The 21691-nt window shown below is 65.7% G+C and carries 20 protein-coding genes; 12 read left to right on the forward strand and 8 right to left on the reverse strand.

The annotated features are described in order from the left end of the window. Positions 1–68: 68 nt before the first annotated feature. From ABIA65_RS18795 to ABIA65_RS18805, 3 genes are read right to left on the reverse strand one after another with little or no spacing between them, the layout of a single operon-like run. Positions 69–686: a PaaI family thioesterase gene (locus ABIA65_RS18795; protein WP_354524519.1), complete on the reverse strand. Its 618-nt coding sequence runs from the start codon at positions 684–686 to the stop codon at positions 69–71. Then, on the reverse strand, positions 683–1315 hold the full coding sequence (locus ABIA65_RS18800; RefSeq protein WP_354524520.1) for a cysteine hydrolase family protein: 633 nt from the start codon (positions 1313–1315) through the stop codon (positions 683–685). Before ABIA65_RS18800 ends, ABIA65_RS18795 begins: the two co-directional genes overlap by 4 nt. Then, entirely contained in the window at positions 1312–2328 is a 1017-nt protein-coding gene (locus tag ABIA65_RS18805) for an aromatic ring-hydroxylating oxygenase subunit alpha (protein WP_354524521.1), read from the reverse strand. Before ABIA65_RS18805 ends, ABIA65_RS18800 begins: the two co-directional genes overlap by 4 nt. A 90-nt stretch (positions 2329–2418) precedes the next feature. Between ABIA65_RS18805 and ABIA65_RS18810 the strand changes: the two genes are divergently transcribed. Next, entirely contained in the window at positions 2419–3483 is a 1065-nt protein-coding gene (locus tag ABIA65_RS18810) for an NAD-dependent epimerase/dehydratase family protein (protein WP_354524522.1), read from the forward strand. Then, positions 3480–5021, forward strand: a complete 1542-nt coding sequence (locus tag ABIA65_RS18815) for a carboxylesterase/lipase family protein (RefSeq protein WP_354524523.1) — start codon at positions 3480–3482, stop codon at positions 5019–5021. The genes ABIA65_RS18810 and ABIA65_RS18815 overlap by 4 nt, the downstream gene beginning before the upstream one ends. Here ABIA65_RS18815 and ABIA65_RS18820 read toward each other — a convergent pair. Continuing rightward, positions 4993–5610 carry a TetR/AcrR family transcriptional regulator gene (locus ABIA65_RS18820; RefSeq protein ID WP_354524524.1) on the reverse strand — a complete coding sequence of 206 codons (618 nt, stop codon included), beginning with the start codon at positions 5608–5610 and terminating at the stop codon, positions 4993–4995. The two genes, ABIA65_RS18815 and ABIA65_RS18820, sit on opposite strands and share 29 nt — an antisense overlap. A gap of 85 nt (positions 5611–5695) precedes the next feature. On the opposite strand from ABIA65_RS18820, the gene ABIA65_RS18825 reads away from it, so the two are divergent. Genes ABIA65_RS18825 through ABIA65_RS18835 form a run of 3 tightly spaced genes read left to right on the forward strand, consistent with a single transcriptional unit; the run spans position 5696 to position 8188 of the window. After that, complete coding sequence (locus ABIA65_RS18825; protein ID WP_354524525.1) at positions 5696–6751, forward strand: phosphotransferase; 1056 nt, start codon at positions 5696–5698, stop codon at positions 6749–6751. Next, positions 6744–7127, forward strand: coding sequence for a nuclear transport factor 2 family protein (locus ABIA65_RS18830; RefSeq protein ID WP_354524526.1), 384 nt, complete (start codon positions 6744–6746; stop codon positions 7125–7127). The genes ABIA65_RS18825 and ABIA65_RS18830 overlap by 8 nt, the downstream gene beginning before the upstream one ends. 14 nt (positions 7128–7141) lie before the next feature. Further along, a complete protein-coding gene (locus ABIA65_RS18835; RefSeq protein ID WP_354524527.1) occupies positions 7142–8188 on the forward strand; it encodes a TIGR03857 family LLM class F420-dependent oxidoreductase in 1047 nt (348 codons plus the stop codon). 22 nt (positions 8189–8210) lie between these two features. On the opposite strand, the gene ABIA65_RS18840 is transcribed toward ABIA65_RS18835, so the two are convergent. Further along, on the reverse strand, positions 8211–8564 hold the full coding sequence (locus ABIA65_RS18840; protein WP_354524528.1) for a hypothetical protein: 354 nt from the start codon (positions 8562–8564) through the stop codon (positions 8211–8213). 105 nt (positions 8565–8669) lie between these two features. On the opposite strand from ABIA65_RS18840, the gene ABIA65_RS18845 reads away from it, so the two are divergent. Then, the gene (locus ABIA65_RS18845) at positions 8670–9905 is read left to right on the forward strand and encodes a cytochrome P450 (RefSeq protein ID WP_354524529.1); all 1236 of its coding nucleotides are present in this window, start codon (positions 8670–8672) and stop codon (positions 9903–9905) included. A 38-nt stretch (positions 9906–9943) separates the two neighbouring features. Here ABIA65_RS18845 and ABIA65_RS18850 read toward each other — a convergent pair whose 3' ends face one another. Further along, positions 9944–11440 carry an acyl-CoA carboxylase subunit beta gene (locus ABIA65_RS18850; protein ID WP_354524530.1) on the reverse strand — a complete coding sequence of 499 codons (1497 nt, stop codon included), beginning with the start codon at positions 11438–11440 and terminating at the stop codon, positions 9944–9946. A 142-nt stretch (positions 11441–11582) separates the two neighbouring features. Here ABIA65_RS18850 and ABIA65_RS18855 point away from each other — a divergent pair, with 142 nt between their 5' ends. From ABIA65_RS18855 to ABIA65_RS18865, 3 genes are read left to right on the forward strand one after another with little or no spacing between them, the layout of a single operon-like run. Continuing rightward, positions 11583–12650 carry an LLM class F420-dependent oxidoreductase gene (locus tag ABIA65_RS18855; RefSeq protein ID WP_354524531.1) on the forward strand — a complete coding sequence of 356 codons (1068 nt, stop codon included), beginning with the start codon at positions 11583–11585 and terminating at the stop codon, positions 12648–12650. A gap of 10 nt (positions 12651–12660) precedes the next feature. Next, the gene (locus ABIA65_RS18860; protein WP_354524532.1) at positions 12661–13542 is read left to right on the forward strand and encodes an SDR family oxidoreductase; all 882 of its coding nucleotides are present in this window, start codon (positions 12661–12663) and stop codon (positions 13540–13542) included. Further along, on the forward strand, positions 13539–14774 hold the full coding sequence (locus ABIA65_RS18865) for a cytochrome P450 (RefSeq protein WP_354524533.1): 1236 nt from the start codon (positions 13539–13541) through the stop codon (positions 14772–14774). Before ABIA65_RS18860 ends, ABIA65_RS18865 begins: the two co-directional genes overlap by 4 nt. A 25-nt stretch (positions 14775–14799) precedes the next feature. On the opposite strand, the gene ABIA65_RS18870 is transcribed toward ABIA65_RS18865, so the two are convergent. Both ABIA65_RS18870 and ABIA65_RS18875 read right to left on the reverse strand, forming a co-directional pair. After that, the gene (locus tag ABIA65_RS18870; RefSeq protein ID WP_354524534.1) at positions 14800–16167 is read right to left on the reverse strand and encodes an HNH endonuclease signature motif containing protein; all 1368 of its coding nucleotides are present in this window, start codon (positions 16165–16167) and stop codon (positions 14800–14802) included. A gap of 73 nt (positions 16168–16240) precedes the next feature. Further along, entirely contained in the window at positions 16241–17539 is a 1299-nt protein-coding gene (locus ABIA65_RS18875; protein WP_354524535.1) for an amidohydrolase family protein, read from the reverse strand. 629 nt (positions 17540–18168) lie between these two features. Between ABIA65_RS18875 and ABIA65_RS18880 the strand changes: the two genes are divergently transcribed. Genes ABIA65_RS18880 through ABIA65_RS18890 form a run of 3 tightly spaced genes read left to right on the forward strand, consistent with a single transcriptional unit; the run spans position 18169 to position 21119 of the window. Next, a complete protein-coding gene (locus ABIA65_RS18880) occupies positions 18169–18423 on the forward strand; it encodes a hypothetical protein (protein ID WP_354524536.1) in 255 nt (84 codons plus the stop codon). Next, positions 18420–19829: a radical SAM/SPASM domain-containing protein gene (locus ABIA65_RS18885; RefSeq protein WP_354524537.1), complete on the forward strand. Its 1410-nt coding sequence runs from the start codon at positions 18420–18422 to the stop codon at positions 19827–19829. The genes ABIA65_RS18880 and ABIA65_RS18885 overlap by 4 nt, the downstream gene beginning before the upstream one ends. A gap of 3 nt (positions 19830–19832) precedes the next feature. Continuing rightward, positions 19833–21119, forward strand: coding sequence for a S8 family peptidase (locus tag ABIA65_RS18890; RefSeq protein ID WP_354524538.1), 1287 nt, complete (start codon positions 19833–19835; stop codon positions 21117–21119). Positions 21120–21691 lie beyond the last annotated feature (572 nt).

The following is a 21691-nucleotide window of genomic DNA, read 5'->3' on the forward strand; positions in this document are numbered from 1 at the left end:
GCTACTCCAAATCGGGTGTGCTACTCCAAATCGGGGGCGCTACTCCAAATCGGGGGCGCTACTCCAAGTCAGGGCTGATGGGGGAGGAGTTTGATCATGAGCCCGGTGGCCTCGCTGAGGACCGTGCCCTCGGGATCTGTCATTGTCGCGGTGATGAACGCCTTGCGTCCGTCGATGCGCTCGATGTGCCCGCGGCTGATCAGTGGCACGTCAATGGGGGTGACCGCGCGGTATTCGACGTGAAGGTAGGCGGTCCGGCTGATGGGCCTGCCGGCCGCGGACACGATCATGCCGAAGTGCCAGTCGTAGAACAGTGGGATGACGCCACCGTGGACGGCCATATTGCCGCCGACGTGGTAGCGGGTGAAGCGTCCCTCCATGGTGACGCCGCCCTCATCCGAGGAGCGAATGGTCCACGGCGGCATCAGCGGTGACCCCAGGCCGGGCAGTTCGATGGCCCGGCCCGCGGGGGCCCGTTCGTCGGGCACCACATGGGGATCGAGCTCGTCGCAGATGCGCTCGATCTGCTCGGTGGTGGTGGTCCACACCTCGCTCGGCGGGTGGATCGCCACCGCAAGGTCCTGCAACCGGCGTACCGCGGCGGTGAAGCGCTCCAATTCCGCCGGGGCCCTGATGGGTCTGAGCTCGGGAAAGCCCCGGGTCTCCGCGGTGGGGTCGCTCGTCATCGGGGCTGCCACGTGGCGATGAGTTCCTCGGTGGTGGTCACCGTGGCCAGCAACGAGAGACTGTTGTCGATCATCGCAGCACCGTACTCGGCGGGATAGCCGGCGACGCCATCGCGCGGGAGCACCACCCGGTAGGCGCGGTTGACCGCGTCCATGACGAGGTTGGGGATCGCGATGTTCAGCGACACGCCGACTACCACGATCGTCGTCACACCGAGATTGCGCAGGACGGAGTCGAGGTCGGTGCCACCCATCGGCCCCACTCCGTGCCAGCGGGTCAGCAGCAGATCACTTGGCTGGGGCCCGAGTTCGGGAAGCAGCGACGCACCCTCGCTGCCGGGAGTGATGTCTAATCCCTTCCCGGACGCCTTTCCCGCCCCGGCGAATATCCGTGCGTTGTGGTTGGACCCGCGTCCGTCGGGTCTGCGCTGGACAAGGCAGTGCACCACCGCCACACCGGCTTCGCGCGCGGCAGGCAGGAGAGCGACGATGTTGGGCAAGGCCTCGCGCCGGGCCTCGGCGGCCAGGACTGCCAGTCCCGCATTGGGCCCCATGACCGCACCCTGGCACTCCTGGGTGACGACCGCGGTGTGGCCGGGTGCCACCAGCTCGGCCAGATCGGGTTTCACGCCGGAACTTCGCCGGGCGAGGTGGCGGGTACTTCGTAGAACTGGGTCGCCCACTTGCGCATCGCCATATACGGCTTGGCGTCGACCTTGGACAGCGATGGGCGCTCGATGTACTTCTGGTAGCGCCAGATGTCGCAGTCCTCCCACACTGTCTTGAGGTACTGCCTCTCCACCTTCGCGCGCACGTGGTCCGGCGGGATGTCGGAGGTCTCGCCTGCGATCTTGGGCCACCAGATGGAATAGAACATGTCCGACACCTCGTCGTCGACCGGGGTGCAGGCGAAGATCAGTCGGTGGTTCGACGAGCCCTCGAAGGCGCTCATGGCGAATCCCAGTCCGGAGAAGTGGCTGTGGATGCGCAGGGCCATCTTGTTCGGGTCGTCGCTGCGCGCGCCGGGCCAACCCGTGAGGAATCGCCACTCCTCATCGACGTGCTCCCACTCCAGGCACACCGGAGTCACCGTCGCGCCGTGGACGTAGCGAAAGTGGCTGCTGTCGGGTCCGTTCTCGGCGACGATCTGCGGGTGCACCGGAATCGCGTCCGCCCGGCTGGAGAACTCAGGGTAGGGCCGATAGTAGGCATCGGGATCGGTGTCGAACTGGGGGAACTTGTGAAAGATGTCCGGGAGTTCCCAGCGCGGCGGCTCACCGTTGGGCTGGTACCACATGAAGATGCACCCGTACTGCTCCTTGACGGGGTAGGAGCGCAGCCTCAGGCCCCGGTTGGGTTTGTCGGGCTGGTAGGGGATGTAGCGGTTGGTGCCATCAGGTCCCCAGCGCCAGCCGTGGAACGGACACTCCACGCAGTCGCCGACGACCTTGCCGCCGTGCCCGATATGCGCGCCGAGGTGCTTGCAGTGCGCCTCGAGTACGTGCAGCGTGCCATCCTCGTCGCGGTAGCCGGCCAGATCCTCGCCGAAGTACTTGAGCGCCTTGACGTCGCCGACCTCGAACTCGGCCGACCAGCCGATCATGAACCAGCCGGTGACCTTCCAGGTGAACGGGACCTTCACGGGTCCCCCTTCCTCGTCGACGTGGAACTAACGGAATACATTACAGTAGAGACTTCGGCAACTGGCTGAAACTCTGGGACGGAGCAATGGATGACCAGCGCGAACGTGGCCGACGAACCAGTGACACCGCAGCGGGCGCTCGTGATGGGGGCCAGCGGCTTCGTCGGCTGTCACGTCACCCGTCTCCTCGCCGAGCGTGGCGACGACGTCCGGGTGTTGCTGCGTCAGACCAGTTCCACCATCGGCATCGACGATCTGGCCGTGGCGCGGCACTACGGCGATATCGATGACGTGGACGCTGTGCGCGCGGCCATGGCTGATCGCGATGTCGTGTACTACTGCGTCGTTGACACCCGCGCGTGGCTGCGCGACCCGGCACCCCTGTTCGCCACCAATGTCGAGGCGTTGCGCGGCGTGCTCGACATCGCGTGCGAGGCCGGCCTGAGCAAATTCGTGTTCACCAGCACCATCGGGACGATCGCAGTCGGTGCGGGCGTCACCGAGGAGACACCGTTCAACTGGGCGGGCAAGGGCGGTCCGTACATCGAATCTCGGCGTCAGGCAGAGGATCTCGTCCTGCGTTACGCCCGCGAGCGCGGTCTGCCTGCGGTGGCCATGTGTGTGTCCAACACCTACGGTCCGCGGGATTGGCAGCCCACACCGCACGGGGCGATGGTCAAGGCCGCGGCCCGCGGCAAGATGCCCGGCTACGTCCGCGGTGTGGCAGCCGAGGTGGTCGGCATCGAGGATGCCGCCGAGGCGCTGCTGCTGGCAGCGGACAAGGGCCGGGTCGGCGAACGCTACATCGTCTCCGAGGGCTACCTGCCGATGCGCACCCTGTTTGAGACCGCCGCGGACGAGACCGGGGTCAAGCCACCGCGGTTCGGCCTTCCTGTTGCGCTGGTTTATGCGGCGGGGCTGGCCGGAACCGTGGTGGGTGGAGTGCTACGACGGGACTCGCCGCTCACGTTGACGTCGGCGCGGCTGCTCCATCTGACGTCGCCCCTGGACCACGGCAAGGCCACCCGCGAACTCGGGTGGCAGCCGAAGCCGACCACCGATGCGGTCAGGCGCGCGGCCAGGTTCTTCACCACCAGGTCCTTCACCACCAGGTCCTTCACCACCAAGTCCTCCCCGGAGCGGCACCAGTCGTGACGGCGACGAGGGTCACCACCGCGAGCGGCACTGTCCAGGGCTTCGCCCGCGACCGCGTGGTCCGGTGGCGGTCCATCCCGTACGCGCGACCACCCATGGGCGCGTTGCGTTTCCGGGCGCCCGAGCCGCCGCAGCCGTGGCGTGGCGTGCGGTTCTGCGAGGAGTTCGGCAACTGCGCGCCGCAGGATCCCCGGTACACGTACGTGGGGCGCAGCGGCCGTCAGTCCATGGGCGAGGACTGTCTGACTCTCAACGTCACAGTGCCAGATCTGCCCGCTCCGCGGGCGGTGGCAGCCGAGCCGCACGACAAGCCGCTGCCGGTGATGTTCTTCATCCATGGCGGCGGCTACATGTTCGGCAGCTCGGCCACCTCGGTGTACGACGGTGCGTCCATCGCCCGGCGCGGTGCGGTCTTCGTGTCGGCGAACTACCGGCTGGGGGCGCTGGGGTGTCTCGACCTCTCGTCGCTGTCGACGCCGGAGCACCCACTGCAGGCGAACCTGTTTCTTCGCGACCTGGTGATGGCGCTGCGGTGGGTACGCGACAACATCGCGGCGTTCGGTGGTGATCCCGACAATGTCACCATCTTCGGCGAGAGCGCGGGGGCGCACGCCGTGGCCACCCTGTTGGCCGTCCCCGCCGCGGCCGGGCTGTTTCACCAGGCGATCTCGGAGAGCCCGCCGGGCGGACTGATCCACACGCCCGAGGCGTCGGCCGACGTGGCGCGGAGGCTGGTTGCCGGTCTCGGTGCCGACCCCGCCGACGGGGCGCGAGCGGTGATGACAGCGCGGCCGTCACAGCTCGTCCGCACCCTCGAACGGATCATGACCGACACGATTCGGGCGACCCCCGACTCGTTCGGCATAGGGGCGACCGCGGGCGGTGACTACCTGCCGCACAGCCACATCGAGGCGATGACCCGCGGGCTCGCTCACCGGGTACCGCTGATCATTGGCAGCAATGCCACCGAGGCGACACTGTTCGCCAGGTTCGTGGACTATCTGCCGACCAACGAGCCCGTCATTGAACGCTTCCTGGCGAGCGCGGAACCCGTTGCGGCTCAACGGCTGCGGGACGCCTACCCGGGCTATCCGAGTCGGCCCGCCTGCCTGTCCTTCGGCAGTGACTTCACCTTCGGCGCCAGGGCGTGGGAACTGGCGGAGGCGCACAGCACCCATGCACCGACATATCACTACCGCTACGACTACGCACCTCGTCCGCTGCAGTGGTCGGGCTTCGGCGCGACGCACGCCAGCGAGCTGCTCGCGGTGTTCGGTGTCTACGACACCCGGATCGGCGGGCTGCTCACCCTCGCCGGTGACCGCGGGTCGGCGCGGCGGGTCAGCCGTGACGTGCAGCGTCGGTGGCGGTCATTCAGCCGGACCGGGGTGCCCGGTGACCACTGGCCGCGCTACACCACGCACGCCGGTCGCGCGACGATGATCTTCGATCGGCGCTCGCGCGTGGAGTCCGATCCTGTCGCCGCCCGGCGCGAGGCATGGGCGGCGCTCAGTGCGGTGCCCCGTAATCGGAGATGATCCGCGCGTGGGCGTAGTCCAACTCCCGTGCGAGGTCGTAGTTCGCGAATTGCACGATCCAGTGGAACGCGATACCGAATGCCGCTGCGCTGATGTCGTTGACGGCCCGCTCAACGTCGACATCGGGTCGCACGGATCCGTCGACGATGCCGTTTCGCAGGCCAACCTCAACGGCCTCGACGCCGCGATCGAACCACGTTTGAAGCAGGGTGCGCACAGGCGAGGTGGTCTTGACCGCTTCGAACGTCATCACGAACATCGCCCGCAGGAAGTCGCGGTCCTGGGCGTACATCTCCTGAATCCGCCCGAAGTGCGCCACCGCGTTCTCCATGCCGGTGGCACCGGGCTGTGCGGCGGGAAGGAGCCGTTGCACGTCCCCGTGCTCGAAGATCGCTTCCAGGATGGCGTCCTTGCTGCCGTACCGCGCGTGCACCATCGCCCGGCTGTAGCCCGCGCGGCGACCGATCTCGGCTGCCGTGGTTGCCTCCCAGCCCTTTTCGGCAATGAGTTCGGCGGCAGCCTCGACGAGCCGTCGGTTGGATGTCTCGACGCGCTGCGGTTGAGTCAGCCCGCGGGTGGGGGAGGGCACCCTTGCATATTAGACGACCGACAACTAACTTAATTGCGCAGTGTCAAATAGCTCGACGGGTCAAATTGCTCGAAGGGGTACCTCGATGTCCGTAGCCGCCGTGCCATCCGGCATCGAGGGCGTGACGGCGCAGTGGCTCGGTGAGGTACTCGGCGCGCCGGTCAGTGGCGTCCGCGCAGAGCAGATCGCGCTCGACACGGGGTTCTCGTCGCGGCTGTACCGGGTGCATCTGACCGGGGAGAGCGTCCTTCCGGCGAGTGTCATCGTGAAGCTGCCCGCGGACTCCGACGCCCGCGGCGCCATGGAGATGATGGGTGGCTACACCCGCGAGGTGGCCTTCTACAGCGAGGTCGCGGGGCGGGTGCCCACAGGGACGCCCGCGGTGCTTGCCGCGCGGACAGCGCAGAACGGCCTGGACTTCGTCATCGTCCTGGAGGATCTGGGCGACTGGGACAACGTCGACCACCTCGCCGGACTCACGCTGGATCAAGCCCGGCTGATCATCGCGGAGCTGGCGAGTCTGCACGCCTGGTCGGTTGAACCCGCGAATGCCGTTTTCGGACAACTCTTCCCGAGTCTCGACGCCCCGATGATGCGCGATGTGCTGCCCGCGGTGTTCGGCCAGGGCTGGCAGGTCTACCGTGATCGGTCCGGTGCCGATATCCCGGCCTCGGTCGCCCGCCACGCCGAGCGTTTCGCCCAGCGCGCAGCACCCGCGCTGAGCGCGCTGACTGAGCGAGACATGCTTGTGCACGGTGACATCCGAGCGGACAACGTGTTCTTCTCCGGAGATCGCTGCAAGATCGTCGACTATCAGATGACGGCACGTGGAGTGGGCGCCATCGACATCGGCTACCTGGTGAGCCAGGGACTGCCGACGTCGGTCAGGTCGGGTCGCGACGAGGAGTTGGTCAGGCGCTATGTGGACGACATCACGTCACATGGCTTGCGGGGCTACGGGTTCGACGCGGCCTGGCGTCACTACCGGTTCGCGGTCGCGTACATGATGGTGCTGCCTGTCGTGGCGCTGGTGGGCTGGGACATGCTTCCCGAGCGGTCGCGTCGGCTGTGTCTGACGCTCACCGATCGGGCCGCGGCCACCTTCGAGGAGATCGGAGCAACCGAGGTGTTCGATGACTAGCGCGGTGCGGACCGCGCGCGAGGTGGTGGAGGCCTACAACCTCGTGGTGTGGAATCAGCGCGACTTCGCGCTGGCCGAGGAGCTGATGGGCGACACGGTGACCCGGCACGACGTCGGTGAGGTGACGGTGCTCACGCACGAGCAGGCCGTCGCGCGCATTGTGGACCACTGGGCAATGTTCTCCACGATTCGGTTCGATCTGAACCTCGTCGTCGCCGGCGACGACGGCGAGCACGTGGCGATCGTCTATCAGTCGCCGATGGCGCTGAAGGATGGCACGGAGACCACCGTTGGCAGCATGGAGATCTTCCGTGTCATCGAGGGGCGTATCACCGAAGTCTGGAATTGTGGCTACAAGCAAGGGGTTTGGCAGTGACAGATCGTGAAGCAGTGACTGATCGTGTACTCGAAGAACTCGGCTATTACCTGTTGGCCGGGGCTGGCGGGGAGGGCCCGGCCGGCCTGATGGACGAGGCCAGGCGCGGCGAGGAGCTGGGCTTCGGCACGGCGTTCATCTCCGAGCGGTGGAACGTCAAGGAGGCGTCTTCGCTCACCGGCGCGGCGTGCGCGGTGACCAATCGAATGCAGATCGCCACCGCCGCAACCAATCACAACACCCGGCACCCGCTCATCACGGGGTCGTATGCCACCACGATGCACCGGTTGTCGAAGGGGCGTTTCACCCTAGGGATTGGCCGCGGGGTGGCGGCCATGTACGGAGCCTTCGGCGTACCGCCGGTAACCACCGCCCAGATGGAGGACTTCGCGCAGGTGATGCGCAAGCTCTGGCACGGGGAGCTGATCTTCAACCACGACGGGCCGATCGGTAAGTACCAGTTGCTGTTTCTCGACCCGGACTTCAATGAGGACATCCGGCTGGCGATCGTGGCCTTCGGTCCGCAGACCCTGGCGCTTGGCGGCCGCGAGTTCGACGATGTCATCCTGCACACCTACTTCACGCCAGAGACGCTGCAACGCGCCGTGAAGACCGTGAAGGATGCCGCCGAGCAGGCCGGCCGCAACCCCGACGATGTCAAGGTGTGGTCGTGTTTCGCAACCGTCGGTGACCATCTGCCCGAGGAGCTGCGACTGAAGAAGACCGTCGCACGGCTGGCCACCTACCTGCAGGGCTACGGCGATCTGCTGGTCAACACGAACGGCTGGGATCCGGCAGTCCTGCAGCGCTTCCGGGATGACAAGGTGGTGCAGTCCATTGGAGGCGGCATCGACCACAAGGCCAGCGCCGAACAGATCGAGCACATCGCCACCCTCATTCCCGACGAGTGGCTCGAGCCGTCGGCCACGGGGTCCGCACAGCAGTGCGTGGACCGCATCCGCAAGGAGTTCGACTACGGGGCGGATGCGCTGATCATGCACGGCGCTACCCCCGACGAGCTCGAGCCCATCGTGGCGGCATACCGCGCGACCGTCGACTGAGCCCTCAGCGCGGTGTCGGTGCTCAGCCGACGCCGACTTCGATACCGCCGACTCCGATACCGCCGACCCCGATGGAGACGTCGCCACCCTCGTCTGGATGATTCGGGCACCTGACGTCCACGTACACGGTGTCGCCGACCTCGGGCGGCGCTCCCGAGTGATCGGGGTTGTTGACGCCGACCACGGTGCACTGCGACAGGGGTTGGGTGTTGAATCCATTGAGCCAGTTGATCTGAACGCTGTAGCCCTGTGCCTCGAGATCGGCAATCTCTGCATCCGCGCCGGTACCAGACGCGATCGGCGCACCGATCATCGCCACTGCGGTGGCACCTCCCGCCAGGAGTGCTGCCACGAACGACCGAGGGCAACCTGGCATGACTTCACGATCCTCCTCCCAGCGTCACGGTGCAACGGTGTGGGAGGGGACGCTATAGTCGCCCTTATCGAAAGGCCAACGGGAGGCCCTTCAGGAAGGGGTGCCATGACCCTAGTGGAACCAGGGCAGGCAGGAGAGATCGTGTTCGATCCCTTCTCGGCCGACTTCTACAGAGACCCGCACGCGATCTATCCGAGGCTGCGGCGGGAAGCGCCGGTGTACTACAGCAGGGAGTACGACTTCTACGCGCTGAGCCGGCATGCCGATGTCGCCGCGGGTTTGCGGGACTTCGAGACGTACTCGTCGGCGTACGGGGTCGATCTCGGCATGGTGCGCCGTGGTGAGAAGGTGCCGGTGAAGATGATCATCTCCATCGATCCGCCCGAGCACCGGGTGATGCGCAGTCTGGTCAACAAGGTGTTCACCCCGCGCGCCATCGGGGCGCTCACCGACATGATCACCGCGACGATCGAGCAGTTCCTGGGTGCTGCGGACAAGGGCGGGGGGAACGTGGAATTCGATGTGGTGGCGGACTTCTCGGTGTTCTTTCCCGTCGACGTCATCACCCAGATGCTCGGTGTCCCACCCGAGTACCGGCAGCAGGTCCGACTGTGGATCGACGAGTTACTGCACCGGGAGCCGGGCCAGATCGACATGTCCGCCGCCGGCATCGACGCCATGGCGCAGATGTGGGTGATGTACTACGAGCTCATTCAGAAGCGTCGGGCCGACCCGCAGGATGACATGATCAGCCAGCTGATCGCGGCCGAGGTTGACCGTGAGGACGGTGTCCGCACACAGCTAAAGGATTCCGAGATCGCCGGATTCGCCACGCTTCTCGGCGGCGCGGGCGCGGAGACGGTCACGAAGCTGGTCGGTGGCGCCGCTGTCACCTTCGCGCAGCACCCCGATCAGTGGGAGGCGCTGCTCGCCGACCGCAGCAAGGTTCCCGTCGCCATCGAGGAACTGCTTCGCTACGACGCCCCCGTGCAGTACAACGTGCGCCGTTCGGTCACCGATGTCACCCTGCACGGCACCACCATTCCGGCGGGCGCACCTGTCTTCCTGCTGGGCGCGTCGGCCAATCGCGACCCGGACGCGTGGACCGACCCGGACGTCTTCGACATTGACCGCGACCGCAGCGAGGCGCAGAACGTGGCGTTCGGCTATGGCATACACAGCTGCCTCGGCGCGGCGCTGGCGCGGTTGGAGAGCACCATCGCCCTGGAGAAGATGCTCGACCTCATGCCTCGCTACGAGGTCGACTGGGACGGGTGTGAACGCGTCAGCATGCAGAACGTCGCCGGGTGGTCCCGTGTCCCGGTGCGGGTATTGCGCTGAATCCGTGATCGCGTCGCGCCCGGCACACGGTTCTGACGTCAGGGCAGGATGACCGTCCGACTCACTGGCTCGGCGGCGACCTGTCGGCTGAACAGGCCGCGCTGCAGGCCGGCCAGCAGGGCATCGCGGGTCTCGCGTGGATCGATCAGCTCATCGAACCCGAGGTTCTCGGCGGAGCGGTAGGACGCCTGGAGTTCGGCATCGCGCAGCTTGGCGCTCAGATCCTCCTCGGCGTTTGTGGCGCGGGTCAACGCGGCCGCACTCATGGCGCCCATCGTCGCGCCGGGGTAGGCGTACGTCGCCACCTGTGAGTCGAAGCCCAGCAGCGACATCACCATCGAACCGAAACCGTAGGCCTTGCGCAGCGTGACGTGGAGCTTCAGGGTCGTCGCCGCGGTCTGTGCGGCGAACATCCTTGCGCCCGCGCGTAATACGCCGGTTCGCTCCGAGCGGCTGCCCGGCATCATGCCCGGATTGTCGGCCAGGAACACGATCGGCAGATGGAACGAGTCGGCCACCATGATGAAGTGCGCGGCCTTGTCGGCGGCATCGGCGTCGATCGAACCGGCCATCACCTGCGGCTGATTGGCGACCACCGCCACCGGGTGCCCGCCGAGGTGGGCCAGCGCACAGATGATGGCGCGTCCGTACTTGGGTTGCACCTCGAACCAGTTCGGGTCGTCGAAGACCACGTCGAGGACCTTGCGCATGTCGTACACGCGCTTGTTGTCGCGCGAGACGATGTCGAGCAGCTCGGGGGTCGGTCGGGGCGCGGTGGTCTCGTCGGCGGGCCGCGGGGTCGGGTACGACCATGCGCTCGGCGGGAAGTAGGACAGGTAACGCTTGATGTCGTCGATGACGTCCTCGTCGGAGTCGGCGAGGTTGTGGATCACCCCGCTCGGCAGGGCGACCGTGGGGCCACCAAGTTCCTCCTTGGTGATCTCCTCGCCGGTGGACTCCCGAACCACCGGCGGACCGGCGGTGAAGATCGCGCCCGCAGCACTCATGATCCGGAAGTCGCACACCGGTGCGACGAGTGCGCCGTGGCCGGCCGACGGACCGAGGACGGCGCCGACTGTGGGCACCTTGCCGGAGCAGTTCGCTTGGGCCAGCAGGTCGGTGGGGGTGCGGCCATAGTGGCCGCCGGTGGGGCGAAAGCCTGCGCCCTCGAGCAGCATCACCAGCGGAATACGGTCCCGCACAGCGAGTTCGGCGATTCGATACCGCTTGGCGTTACCGCCTGGCCCGATGCTGCCCGCCAGTGTGGTGAAGTCCTCGGCGCCCACCATGATCGGGGAGCCGTTGATCGAGCCGGAGCCGACCACGATGCCGTCGGCGGCGATCTCACCGCCGACGAGGGAGCCGATCTCTCGGAACGAGCCCTTGTCCACCAGGCGGTCGATCCGGGCGCGGGCATCGAGCTTGCCCTTGCCGTGATGCTTGGCCAGGCGGTCGGGCCCGCCCATTGCCAGGGTGCGTTGACGGCGCTGCTCGAGATCCTCGAGAGTCTCGTCCCAGTCCGGGGGCTTGCTCATGGTGTCCTCAATCTCGAACGTCCGTAACGCGGGGCTGAAGCCCAAAGTCGTTGACCATACTGAAGTGCTTACTGTAGCGTCTGCCGCATGGGTAGCGGTGACGAGGGGCGATGCGCCGAAGGGCAAGCCGCCGCGATGACCGTTGTCGAGTGACACGGCTGCGCGACTGAAGGTCGACAGGGGGATCCCCAGCGACCTCTCGCGGGTCCCCGCGGTCGCGAGTGCCATTGAACGGCAGGGCTATGACGGCTGCTGGACGGGTGAGATCAACCACGACCCCTTCCTTCCACTGCTGCTCGCGGCGGAACACACGTCGCGCCTTGAAATCGGCACCAGCATCGCGGTGGCCTTCGCGCGTAGTCCGATGACCGTAGCCAACCTCGGGTGGGATCTGCAGGCGTACTCCCGAGGCCGGTTCAATCTTGGCCTCGGCTCGCAGGTGGCTGCGCACATCGAGAAGCGATTCAGCATGCCGTGGAGTCGTCCGGTGCCGCGCATGCGCGAGTTCATCGCTGCGCTCCGAGCGATATGGGCGTGCTGGCACGACGGAACCCGGCTCGGCTTCGAGGGTGACTTCTACAGCCACACGCTGATGACGCCGATGTTCACTCCCGAACCCATGCCGTACGGCACCCCGCGCGTGTTCGTCGCCGCCGTCGGGGAGGCGATGACGCAGATGTGCGGGGAGGTCGCCGATGGTCTGCTCGCGCATGCGTTCACCACCAAGCGCTACGCCGACGAGGTCACCACCCCCGCGCTGCTGGCCGGCTTGGCGCGGGCGGGACGCAGCCGTGAGGACATCGAGGTGTCGTGTCCGGTATTCGTCGTCACCGGCGAGGACGAGACCGCGATGGCGCAGGCGGCCGCTGGTGTCCGCAAGCAGATCGCGTTCTACGGGTCGACGCCTGCCTATCGCGGCGTGCTTGACCTGCACGGCTGGGGTGACCTGCACACCGAACTTCACCGCCTGTCCAGGCTGGGGCAGTGGGATGCCATGGGCGACCTCGTCGACGACGAGGTGCTGAGCACGTTCGCCGTGGTCGCGCCGTTGCCCGAGGTCGCCGAGGCGCTGATCGTGCGCTGTGCGGGGGCCATCGACCGAGTCATGCCCGCATTGCCCGCAAGCCTGCCCGAGCATGCCGTCACCGCGGTCCTCGAGGATGTGCGCAGCGCGTCGAATGCGTTGGGGGGCAACACCGAGAATGGCTAGGAGTGCCACCGTGGACAACATCAAGGGCCGGACCGTCGCGATCACCGGTGCCGCACGCGGCATCGGATATTCCACGGCACGGGCGTTGCTCGCGCGCGGCGCCCGCGTCGTCATCGGCGACCGGGACATCGCCCGTCTTGAGTCGGCGGTGGCGAGCCTGGCAGGCGTCGGGATGGTGAGTGGCCATCCGCTGGACGTGACCGATCGCGAGTCGTTCGCGGCGTTCCTGGACAAGGCCCGCGGCGACGGCTTCGGCGAATCAGCTGGCCGCGTTGACGTGCTGATCAACAATGCGGGCGTGATGCCCATCGGCAGTTTTCTCGCGCAGACCGATGAGGCGATCCGGACGTCGATCGAGGTGAACCTCTATGGCGTGCTGACTGGCTGCCAGCTCGTCCTGCCGGAGATGGTCAAGCGGCGTGCCGGGCACATCATCAACGTCGCGTCGCTGGCGGGAGTCATGGCCGTTCCAGGTCAAGTTGTGTACGCGGGAACCAAGTTCGCCGTCGTCGGACTGTCGACCGCGCTCGCCGACGAGGTCGCGCCGCAGGGTGTCGAGGTGTCGGTCGTGATGCCACCGTTCACCAACACCGAGCTCATCAGCGGCACCAAACCCGCCGCCGCCAACCGGCCCGTCGAGCCCGAGGACATCGCCGCGGCCATCGTGAAGGTCCTCGACAAACCCAAGACCCATGTGTCGGTACCCGCCGGAGTCCGACTCCCGCTGACGCTCATCGCGATGCTCGGCCCGCGCGGGCGACGCTGGGTCCAGCGGCGCACTGGCAGCGACCGCGTCTTCCTGGACTTCGATCCGGGCGCGCGGCAGCAGTACGAGGACCGTGCACAACACGCGACGGGTCTCGCGCCCGCTGAAGAAGGGACCACACCATGAGCACACCCATCATGGACGAGGCCGCAAAAGCATTGGCGGACCCCACGGCGTACACCGACGAGGCCGGTCTGCATCAGGCGTTGAGCCACCTGCGTGCACACGCACCGGTGTCATGGGTCGACGTCCCCAACTACGCGCCGTTCTGGGCAATCACCAAGCACGCCGACATCATGGAGATCGAGCGCGCCAACGACGTCTTCACGAACTCGCCGCGACCGGTTCTGGTCACCAGGGAGGGTGACGAGCAGCAGGCCGCCGTGGGCATCAAGACGCTGATCCACATGGACGACCCGCAGCACCGCGACTTTCGGGCGATCGGAACGAATTTCTTCCGGCCAAAGGCCATGCGTGCCTTGAAGGATCGTGCGGACGAGTTGGCTGCACAATTCGTCGACAAGATGATGGCCGAGGGCCCGGAGTGCGATTTCGTACAACAGGTGGCGGTCAACTACCCGCTGTACATGATCATGACCCTGCTCGGTGTGCCCGAGGCCGACTTCGCGTCGATGCTGCGCTGGACGCAGGAGTTGTTCGGCAGCGACGACGAGGAGTTCCAACGAGGCAAGAGCCCTGAGGAGCAGATGACAGCGCTGCTCGAGATGTTCCAGTACTTCACGGAGTTGACCGCCAACCGCCGCGCGAATCCGACCGACGACCTGGGCTCGACGATCGCCAACGCGACGATCAACGGTGAGCCCCTGTCCGATATCGAGACCGTGTCGTACTACGCCATCATCGCCGCTGCCGGTCACGACACGTCCAGCGCCAGCATCTCCGGCGGGATGCAGGCCCTACTCGAGTATCCCGAGCAGTTGGCTCGACTGCGCAACGACATGACCCTGATGCCGTTGGCAGTCGAGGAGATGATCCGCTGGACGACCCCGGTCAAGGAGTTCATGCGTACCGCGCAGCGGGACTACGAGATTCGGGGAGTGCGGATCGCGGCAGGGGAGTCGGTGCTGCTGTCCTACGTGTCCGGTAACCGCGATGAAGAGGTGTTCTCCGACCCCTTCGCCTTCGACATCGGGCGAGATCCCAACAAGCACATCGCCTTCGGGTACGGCGTGCACTTCTGCCTGGGCGCAGCGCTGGCCCGGCTGGAGATCAACAGCTTCTTCTCGGCGCTGCTACCGCGACTGACGTCAGTCGAGCTGGCCGGACCGGCGGCGCACGTGGCCACCACGTTCGTCGGCGGGCTCAAGCACCTGCCGATCCGGTATCAGCTGGACTAGTTCCGCACAGGCGGAGCCGCCGCACCTACGCGGCGTCGGGCTCGGGGTGCGGCCTGTTGGGCCGGCGGTGGAAGCGATTGGCTCTCGGTTGGCGGCTAGGATCGACGGATTTCGGTGGATACCAAAGGGTTTGGCCCAGCGACTCCACGTCGTAGCGGCGGCGCGCCTGCCATTCGTCATCCGTGGGTCCCGCGGACAGATTGCCGTCCTGACAGGTCAGCGTGAGTCGGTCGATGTCGGTGGTGCCGTCCGGAGACCACTCGATGAGGTGGTGCACCTCGCAGTTGTAGGCCGGTTGGTCGCAGCCGGGCACCGTGCAGCCGCGGTCGATCGCGTGGAGCACGATCCGTTGGTCGGCTGATGCGAGTCGCTTTGAGCGACCCAGGAAGAGCGGCCGGCCGGTCGTGCCGTCGTAGACGTAGAGGTAGTGGTGCGCATGCGCGGCCATGCGGATGGCGTCTTCCACGGGCACGGTCGATCCGCCACCGGTCAGGGCCAGCCCCGAAGCGGACTCGAGGTCCTGCAGCGTCATCGTCACTATGGCGGTGACCGGCAGGCCGCGGTGCTGGCCCAGGTCGCCAGACGCCAGCAATCCGCGCAAGGCGGCCCTGGCGGCGTCATGATTGCGTTGCCCTGTGGTGCGGGTGTCACCGGCAGCGGCGAACGGGTCGGGGTCGCCGTCGACGGCGGGTATGGGGTCACTGGAATTGCACATACCGGGACGGCCCAGTTTGGCGAGCACGATCTCCAGGTAGGCGCGCGCCTCGGGGTCGAGGCAGAACCGTCCGCGGCTCATCCCGTCGGCGTCCTGTGGTCCGAGTACGAAGTCTCGGCGGGCGGCTCGGCTGCGCTCGCGGGTGATCGGATCATCTTGGGTGGCGTCGAATTCGGCCAGGAGTAGCGCGGCGTCCCTCCGGAGCACCTCGGGTCGTTCGGATACGGCGACACCGGTCAACTCGAGGTCGAAGCGGGCTCGATCGGCATCGCTGGCGGTGTCGGGCAACTTGGCGATGGTGTCGCGCATGATCCGAAGGTGCTCCGGGCCGACGAGACCGTGGCGCGCGGCTGCCGCGGCTTCGGGCAGCGTCGGCTGGTCACCGGCGAGGTCCGTCGCCATCGCGATGCGAGCACCGGCGTCCGTGGCCGAGATGTGCAGAAGATTGGCCAGGTGTGCGCGGAGCCGCTTGACGCGCTTGAGCCTCGGCGTGCGGCGCAGCCGGAGGATCAGCTCGCCGCCAAGTGTGGGCAGCGTGCGTTGCGCGGACTCGAGGGTGGTCAACAACGAGTCGACGACGTCTGTCGGCAGGTCGTCCCACGGCATCTCGGCGAAGGAGGCGACGGCGGACTCGAGACGTGACTGACGAGCCCCCACCTCGTCGAGATCAATCGCCACCGTGAACCCCCTGTTCGAAACTATGTTCGAGTATGCCGGGGAGGTGTGACAGATTTCGTGATGGCGCGGAGGACTACTTCTGTGACGCGGTGGCCTTGTCCAGATTCGCGGCCCAGTCACTGAAATTGGTCTTCTCACCGCTGCGGTCATGGCTCAGGGCGCGGATGGTCACATCGTGGCCCTCGGCGGCCTTGCGCAGGGCTCCGACGGTGGCCTGCTCCCTGGGGATGTGCTTGAACGGCTCGAAGTGGTACAGCTTCATCGCGTTCTCGTGAGTCATCTTGTTGATCTCGTCATCGGGGACGTCATAGGTGTCGAAGACCGCTGAGAGTTCCTCTGGTGCACCGGGCCACATCGAGTCGCTATGCGGGTAGTCCATCTCCCAGCAGATGTTCTCGACGCCGATCTCGTGCCGGTTCTTCACGCCGATCGGATCCGAGATAAAGCACGTCATGAAGTGATCCTTGAAGACCTGGCTGGGCACCTTGTCGCCGAAGTCCTGACCCGTCCACGTCGAGTGCATCTCGTAGGTGCGGTCCACGCGATCCAGGAAGTAGGGGATCCACCCGGTGCCACCCTCGCTCAACGCGATCTTGAGCGTCGGATACTTCTTGATCGGCGCCGACCACAGCAGATCGGCAGCGGCCTGCACGATGTTCATCGGCTGCAACGTGATCATCACGTCCATCGGCGCATCGGGCGCGGTGATCGCCAACCGACCCGAGGACCCGATGTGCACGTTCATCACGGTCTCGGTGTCCACCAACGCCTCCCACAGGGGCGCCCAGTACTCCTGGTCGTGGAAGGACGGATAGCCCAGCGCAGATGGGTTCTCGGTGAATGTCAGCGAGTGCACACCCTTGTCGGCGACGCGGCGGACTTCGGCGGCGGCTAGGTTCGGGTCCCAGATCGCCGGGATCGCCATCGGGATGAAGCGCCCGGGGTGGCTGCCGCACCACTCGTCGATGTGCCAGTCGTTGTAGGCCCGCACCAGGGCGAGTGAGAAGTCGGCGTCCTCGGTGGCGAACAAGCGGGCTGCGAAGCCTGGGAACGACGGGAAGTTCATCGTCGCCAGCACGCCGCCGGCGTTCATGTCCTTGACGCGCTCTCCTGCGTCGTAACACCCCTTGCGGATCTCGTCGAGGCCTTGGGGCTCAAGGCCGTACTCCTCCTTGGGGCGACCGGCCACGGCATTCAGCGCCACATTCGGGATCACGACATCACGGAACTGCCAGGTGTCCGACCCGTCGGCGTTGTGCACCAACCGCGGTGCCTCGTCGGCATACTTGGCAGGGAGGTGGTTCTTGAACATGTCCGGCGGTTCGATGATGTGGTCGTCCACGCTGATCAAGATCATGTCGTCCTTGTGCACGACGAACCTTCCTGTCGAGGGACCTTACCGTAAGTTCGACAGTACACGGCGGGTGTTCGTGGCTATCCGGTCGCCACCATCGCTGCGCGCGTGTTTCACCAACCCGGGAGGGCAGCGTCGTGGCAGGCCACTTTGGTCGATACCAGTCACCTCGTCCAGCTGCTTGGCTCGAAGCACCAATGGAGGGCGGCGCGACCGCACGATCTGGCGGTGCCCGCGCCGCGTTGGCCCGGCGCCGAGTGTCCTCGGGATCAGCCAGGAGGCGTGCCCCGGTCCCGCGGTGTGCGGACTGGATCGGCGGTAGGAAATGCACTTACGTCGTGAGACAAACTGGGGTGCAGTAGTAGTGAGACAGTTCACGTATGCCCAAACAGCGCCGCCTAAAGATGCAACCAAACGTGAGAACCTTCAGGTGGGTTGTCGGGCTTCAAATGTGACTGCACTTTCTCACGATTGACTGCGCCTCGGCTGCACTTGCGCAGAATGCGTAACACGGCCGTCAGAAATTGATTTATCAATTATCCAGACATTGATTTAACCATCATTGCGCGCATAGGAAATCCTTTCGCTAGTGTCACTGCTACTCCAGCCCGAAATATGGGGGATTGATTCGTAGCTAGGAGACCGGAATGCCCGATGAGCCATTGCCCGAATCCGTCGCGAAGCCCGGTGTCGCGCGCATTGTCAAGCTAGGCCTGCAGACGCTGCTGATCACGCGGATCGAGAACGGGGACGAGGTGCCCGAGGGCGAGATCACGATCAATGCGATTGAGGCAGTCCCGGCCGAGGTAGAGGACGCCGCCGGCGCCGACGTCTGCGGCGGCCAATGCTCATGTCTCGGCAAGGCTGACATTTGCATCGTCAAAGGGACGTTTCTGAAGTGAGCGGTGCCTTGCAGAGATCCCGCTACAACTCGTTTGTGCGCCGCGGAGACGGTTGGGTCGGCTACAACGCCCGCACCGGGAGCTTCGCCCACCTGTCCGCTGCGGTAGGCGAAGCGCTCCAGTCCAGCGATCCGGTCGTGCAGACTGCGGACACACCGGACCTCCTGGAGATGGGCTTCCTTCATTCCGGCGACGAACTACAGCAGGTCATTGCCGTCTATCAAAATGGCCACACCAATGGCGAGGTGATGAGCCTGACGATTGCTCCGACACTCGCCTGCAACAAGTCGTGCACGTACTGCTATCAGAACGAATACCGAATCGACCGCGTGATGTCGCCCGCGACGCAGGACGCCACGGTTCGCTACGTTCGCGCACGAGTTGAAGAGGGCTGGAAGACGGTCAATTGCACCTGGTATGGCGGTGAGCCGCTGCTGGCCGCCGATATCGTCGTAGACCTCTCTAGCCGGCTGCGACAGGCGGTTGAGGAGGCCGGCGGAACGCTTAACCCGATGAGCATCATCACCAATGGCACGCTGCTCGACGAGGTGATGGTGAAACGGCTGACGGATGTCGGCATTACGTCCGCGCAGGTATCCTTCGACGCGCTCGTAGACGATGGCCAAGAGACCCGGGGCGTGCACGATCCCGACGGCGAACCGTCCGTGATCCTGCGCAACGTGATCAGCGCTGCGGCGCATCTCGACCTCAACGTGCGTATCAACGTCCATCGCGCCAATGCCAAGGACGTCCCGCGCATCCTGGAGGTCCTGCGCGAGCACAAACTCGACCGCCTCGCGGGCCTTGCCCACACCACTGATCTGGACGGCGAGGCGGGCTGCGTCACCGGCCTGGACGGCCAGCGCTCAAAGCCGGCGATGAAGTCGCTGCCGCTCTATGTCGTCGGCGATAAGCCATCGGCCCCCGTGAAGATGAATCCGGAGGTGATGACTCGGCCGGAGTACGCGCGCTTTGAGGAGAACATGTTCCCAGTGCTTTCGGACTCACCCGAGCTGCTCGTCTCCCGCCTCACGCCAAGGGCCCACTTCTGCAGCGCCACCAGGGGCGCCATGTTTGTGATCGACCCCGCCGGCGACATCAGCCGCTGCTGGGACAGCGTAGGCGTCGCGAGTGAGGCGATGGGCAACGTCCACCAGGTGGACTCGGACATGGCGGAAACGGAGGTTGCAGAGAAGTGGCGCGCGATGTCGCCATTCGTCTATCCGTCCTGTACCGCGTGCCCCGTGCTGCCGCTGTGCATGGGCGGGTGCTCCCATCCGCGCGTCTTCATGGATGCGAAGAAGTCGCCATGTGAGTCGATCAAGTTCCAGATCCGCACGGCGGTGGAGACGATCGGGCAGATCATCCGACTGCCGGATCCGAACACAAGCGCTGCCGAGGTCTAACCTGTGCCGGAAGAACGCGAAACCTTTCGCGAGTTTCCGGGGTCAAACCGGCTGGTGCAGTTCCAGCCGGGCGTCAACCAGCCGATGGCAGACTTTGGCGAATTGATCGCACCGAACACGTTGCTTGTCCCGAACGAAATTTCCAACGTTGCCAACGAGGCAGTAGTCAGCGATGTATTCGACAACGTCAGGATCGAGTTCGAACTCGACCCACCCGACGCTGATGGCGCTGGCGGCGGGGACGTCGAGAACAGTGACAACTGGGGGATCGGACTGAACGGGCTCGACGCCGCTCGCTTTTGGGAGCAGGGGTTCCGCGGCCAGCGGGTACGCATCGGGATCGCCGATAGCGGCCTGGACACTGCGCATCCGGCATTTGCGTCCCTGAAGGCCGAGGAGCGATTGGTGGGGTTTGCGCACTTCGACGAGGACGGACGAAAGCAGGTGCAGCAGGAACCGGACGGCTCGCAGTTGGACGATGCGCAGGCGGTGCCGACTTTCGGCCACTGGCACGGAACGCACTGCGCCGGCATTTTGGTCGGCGAGCCAACCGAAGGCAGGGCACGGGGCATGGCGCCGGCGGCAGAACTCGCGGTGTGCCGGGTGTTGGAGGAATCGAACACAGGCACGCTCGCCCAAATCAACGCCGGGCTCTGGTGGCTCACGAAGCAGGCATGCGATGTGGTCTCCCTTTCGCTGGGCAGGCCGGGGTTACTCGAAGTGTGGTCGGCGCCGATCCAGGCATTGCTCGACGCGGGTGTTGTGGTGGTTGCGGCGGTGGGCAACGAGTTCGGAATTGCTGGCAAACCCAAGTCCCGTTCACCGGCCAACTATCTGATGACTCCCAGCGAAGCACCGGCCGGAATCCTGATCGTCGTCGGCGCTCACGACGAGGCTGGCGATGTGTGGGATCGCAGCAGTGGCGAAGTCGTGGATTGGAGCCAAGTGAAGGTGGAACAGACGGACGGCAGTATGCGACCGTCGATCTTTGCGGAGATTCCACCGAGAATTGTTCCGACGGTGGTTGCGCCAGGAGTAAACATCATTTCTCCGATACCCGATGGCCTGTACCTCTCATCGCCGGGCAGTTCCATGGCGACCCCGCACATCGCCGGCCTGCTCGCGCTAATACTGTCCGGTCTGCGCACACGCGACCCAGCCGCGCGCCCGCGTACTGCAGCGGACTTTTTGCTGGCCAACCTCGCCGACCTGCCACCAGCGGGCACAGACATCCGCTCTGGTGGCGGCCGCGTGGATCTCGACCGACTGTTGGCAGCGATCCTGCCTTAACCGAGATACCTCACAATAGGGCCGGTCCACGGTTCGAGGGCTAGCGATGGGAGGAGCGAGGAGAGCATCTTGTGGGACGGAATTGCACTCCATCGGCCACTCGCCATGAGCGGACCGGCGACGCTGCCACGGCGGCAACGCTTTACGGGCAGGCGCACAGCCCCGCCGATAAGCGGCGGACCGTCGTTGGTCGGAAAATAAGGCGCTGCGTGACACAAATTGGTCGCCAGATTCTGTGAGGCTTTTGAGCAAACCCCAGGCGGAGAACGCGGCGGTATGCGCAGTCGTGCGGTTTCAGTTTGGTCAGTTTCGGATCGAGGGTTGTCATTGCGATCGTGGCCTACCGATGGACGCGACGTCGCGCGACCACGGTTTGGCCGTTGGTGACCGCGATGGCGGTGACTCAAGTCCTGATCGGCGCGCTAGCTTTCCTGGACACCCGTCGACAGCACTGATCTGGTTTCACTGAGCGCAGTCTCAGGGCGGCATCTCCACTGGAACGAGTTCGCGGATGAGTGTCGCGGCATGGTCTAGGGCGATGGGGATCTGTTGGTCAGCCCGGGCCGCGACTC

This window comes from Mycolicibacterium sp. 624, assembly GCF_040548615.1.
Classification (GTDB): Bacteria; Actinomycetota; Actinomycetes; order Mycobacteriales; family Mycobacteriaceae; genus Mycobacterium.

Bases quoted from the DNA above. Each gene is read 5' to 3' on its own strand.
- ABIA65_RS18850 (WP_354524530.1), bottom strand. From the start codon at position 11,440: ATGAGCAAGCCCCCGGACTGGGACGAGACTCTCGAGGATCTCGAGCAG.
- ABIA65_RS18845 (WP_354524529.1), top strand. From the start codon at position 8,670: ATGACCCTAGTGGAACCAGGGCAGGCAGGAGAGATCGTGTTCGATCCC.
- ABIA65_RS18795 (WP_354524519.1), bottom strand. From the start codon at position 686: ATGACGAGCGACCCCACCGCGGAGACCCGGGGCTTTCCCGAGCTCAGA.
- ABIA65_RS18840 (WP_354524528.1), bottom strand. From the start codon at position 8,564: ATGCCAGGTTGCCCTCGGTCGTTCGTGGCAGCACTCCTGGCGGGAGGT.
- ABIA65_RS18825 (WP_354524525.1), top strand. From the start codon at position 5,696: ATGTCCGTAGCCGCCGTGCCATCCGGCATCGAGGGCGTGACGGCGCAG.
- ABIA65_RS18865 (WP_354524533.1), top strand. From the start codon at position 13,539: ATGAGCACACCCATCATGGACGAGGCCGCAAAAGCATTGGCGGACCCC.
- ABIA65_RS18810 (WP_354524522.1), top strand. From the start codon at position 2,419: ATGACCAGCGCGAACGTGGCCGACGAACCAGTGACACCGCAGCGGGCG.
- ABIA65_RS18880 (WP_354524536.1), top strand. From the start codon at position 18,169: ATGCCCGATGAGCCATTGCCCGAATCCGTCGCGAAGCCCGGTGTCGCG.
- ABIA65_RS18830 (WP_354524526.1), top strand. From the start codon at position 6,744: ATGACTAGCGCGGTGCGGACCGCGCGCGAGGTGGTGGAGGCCTACAAC.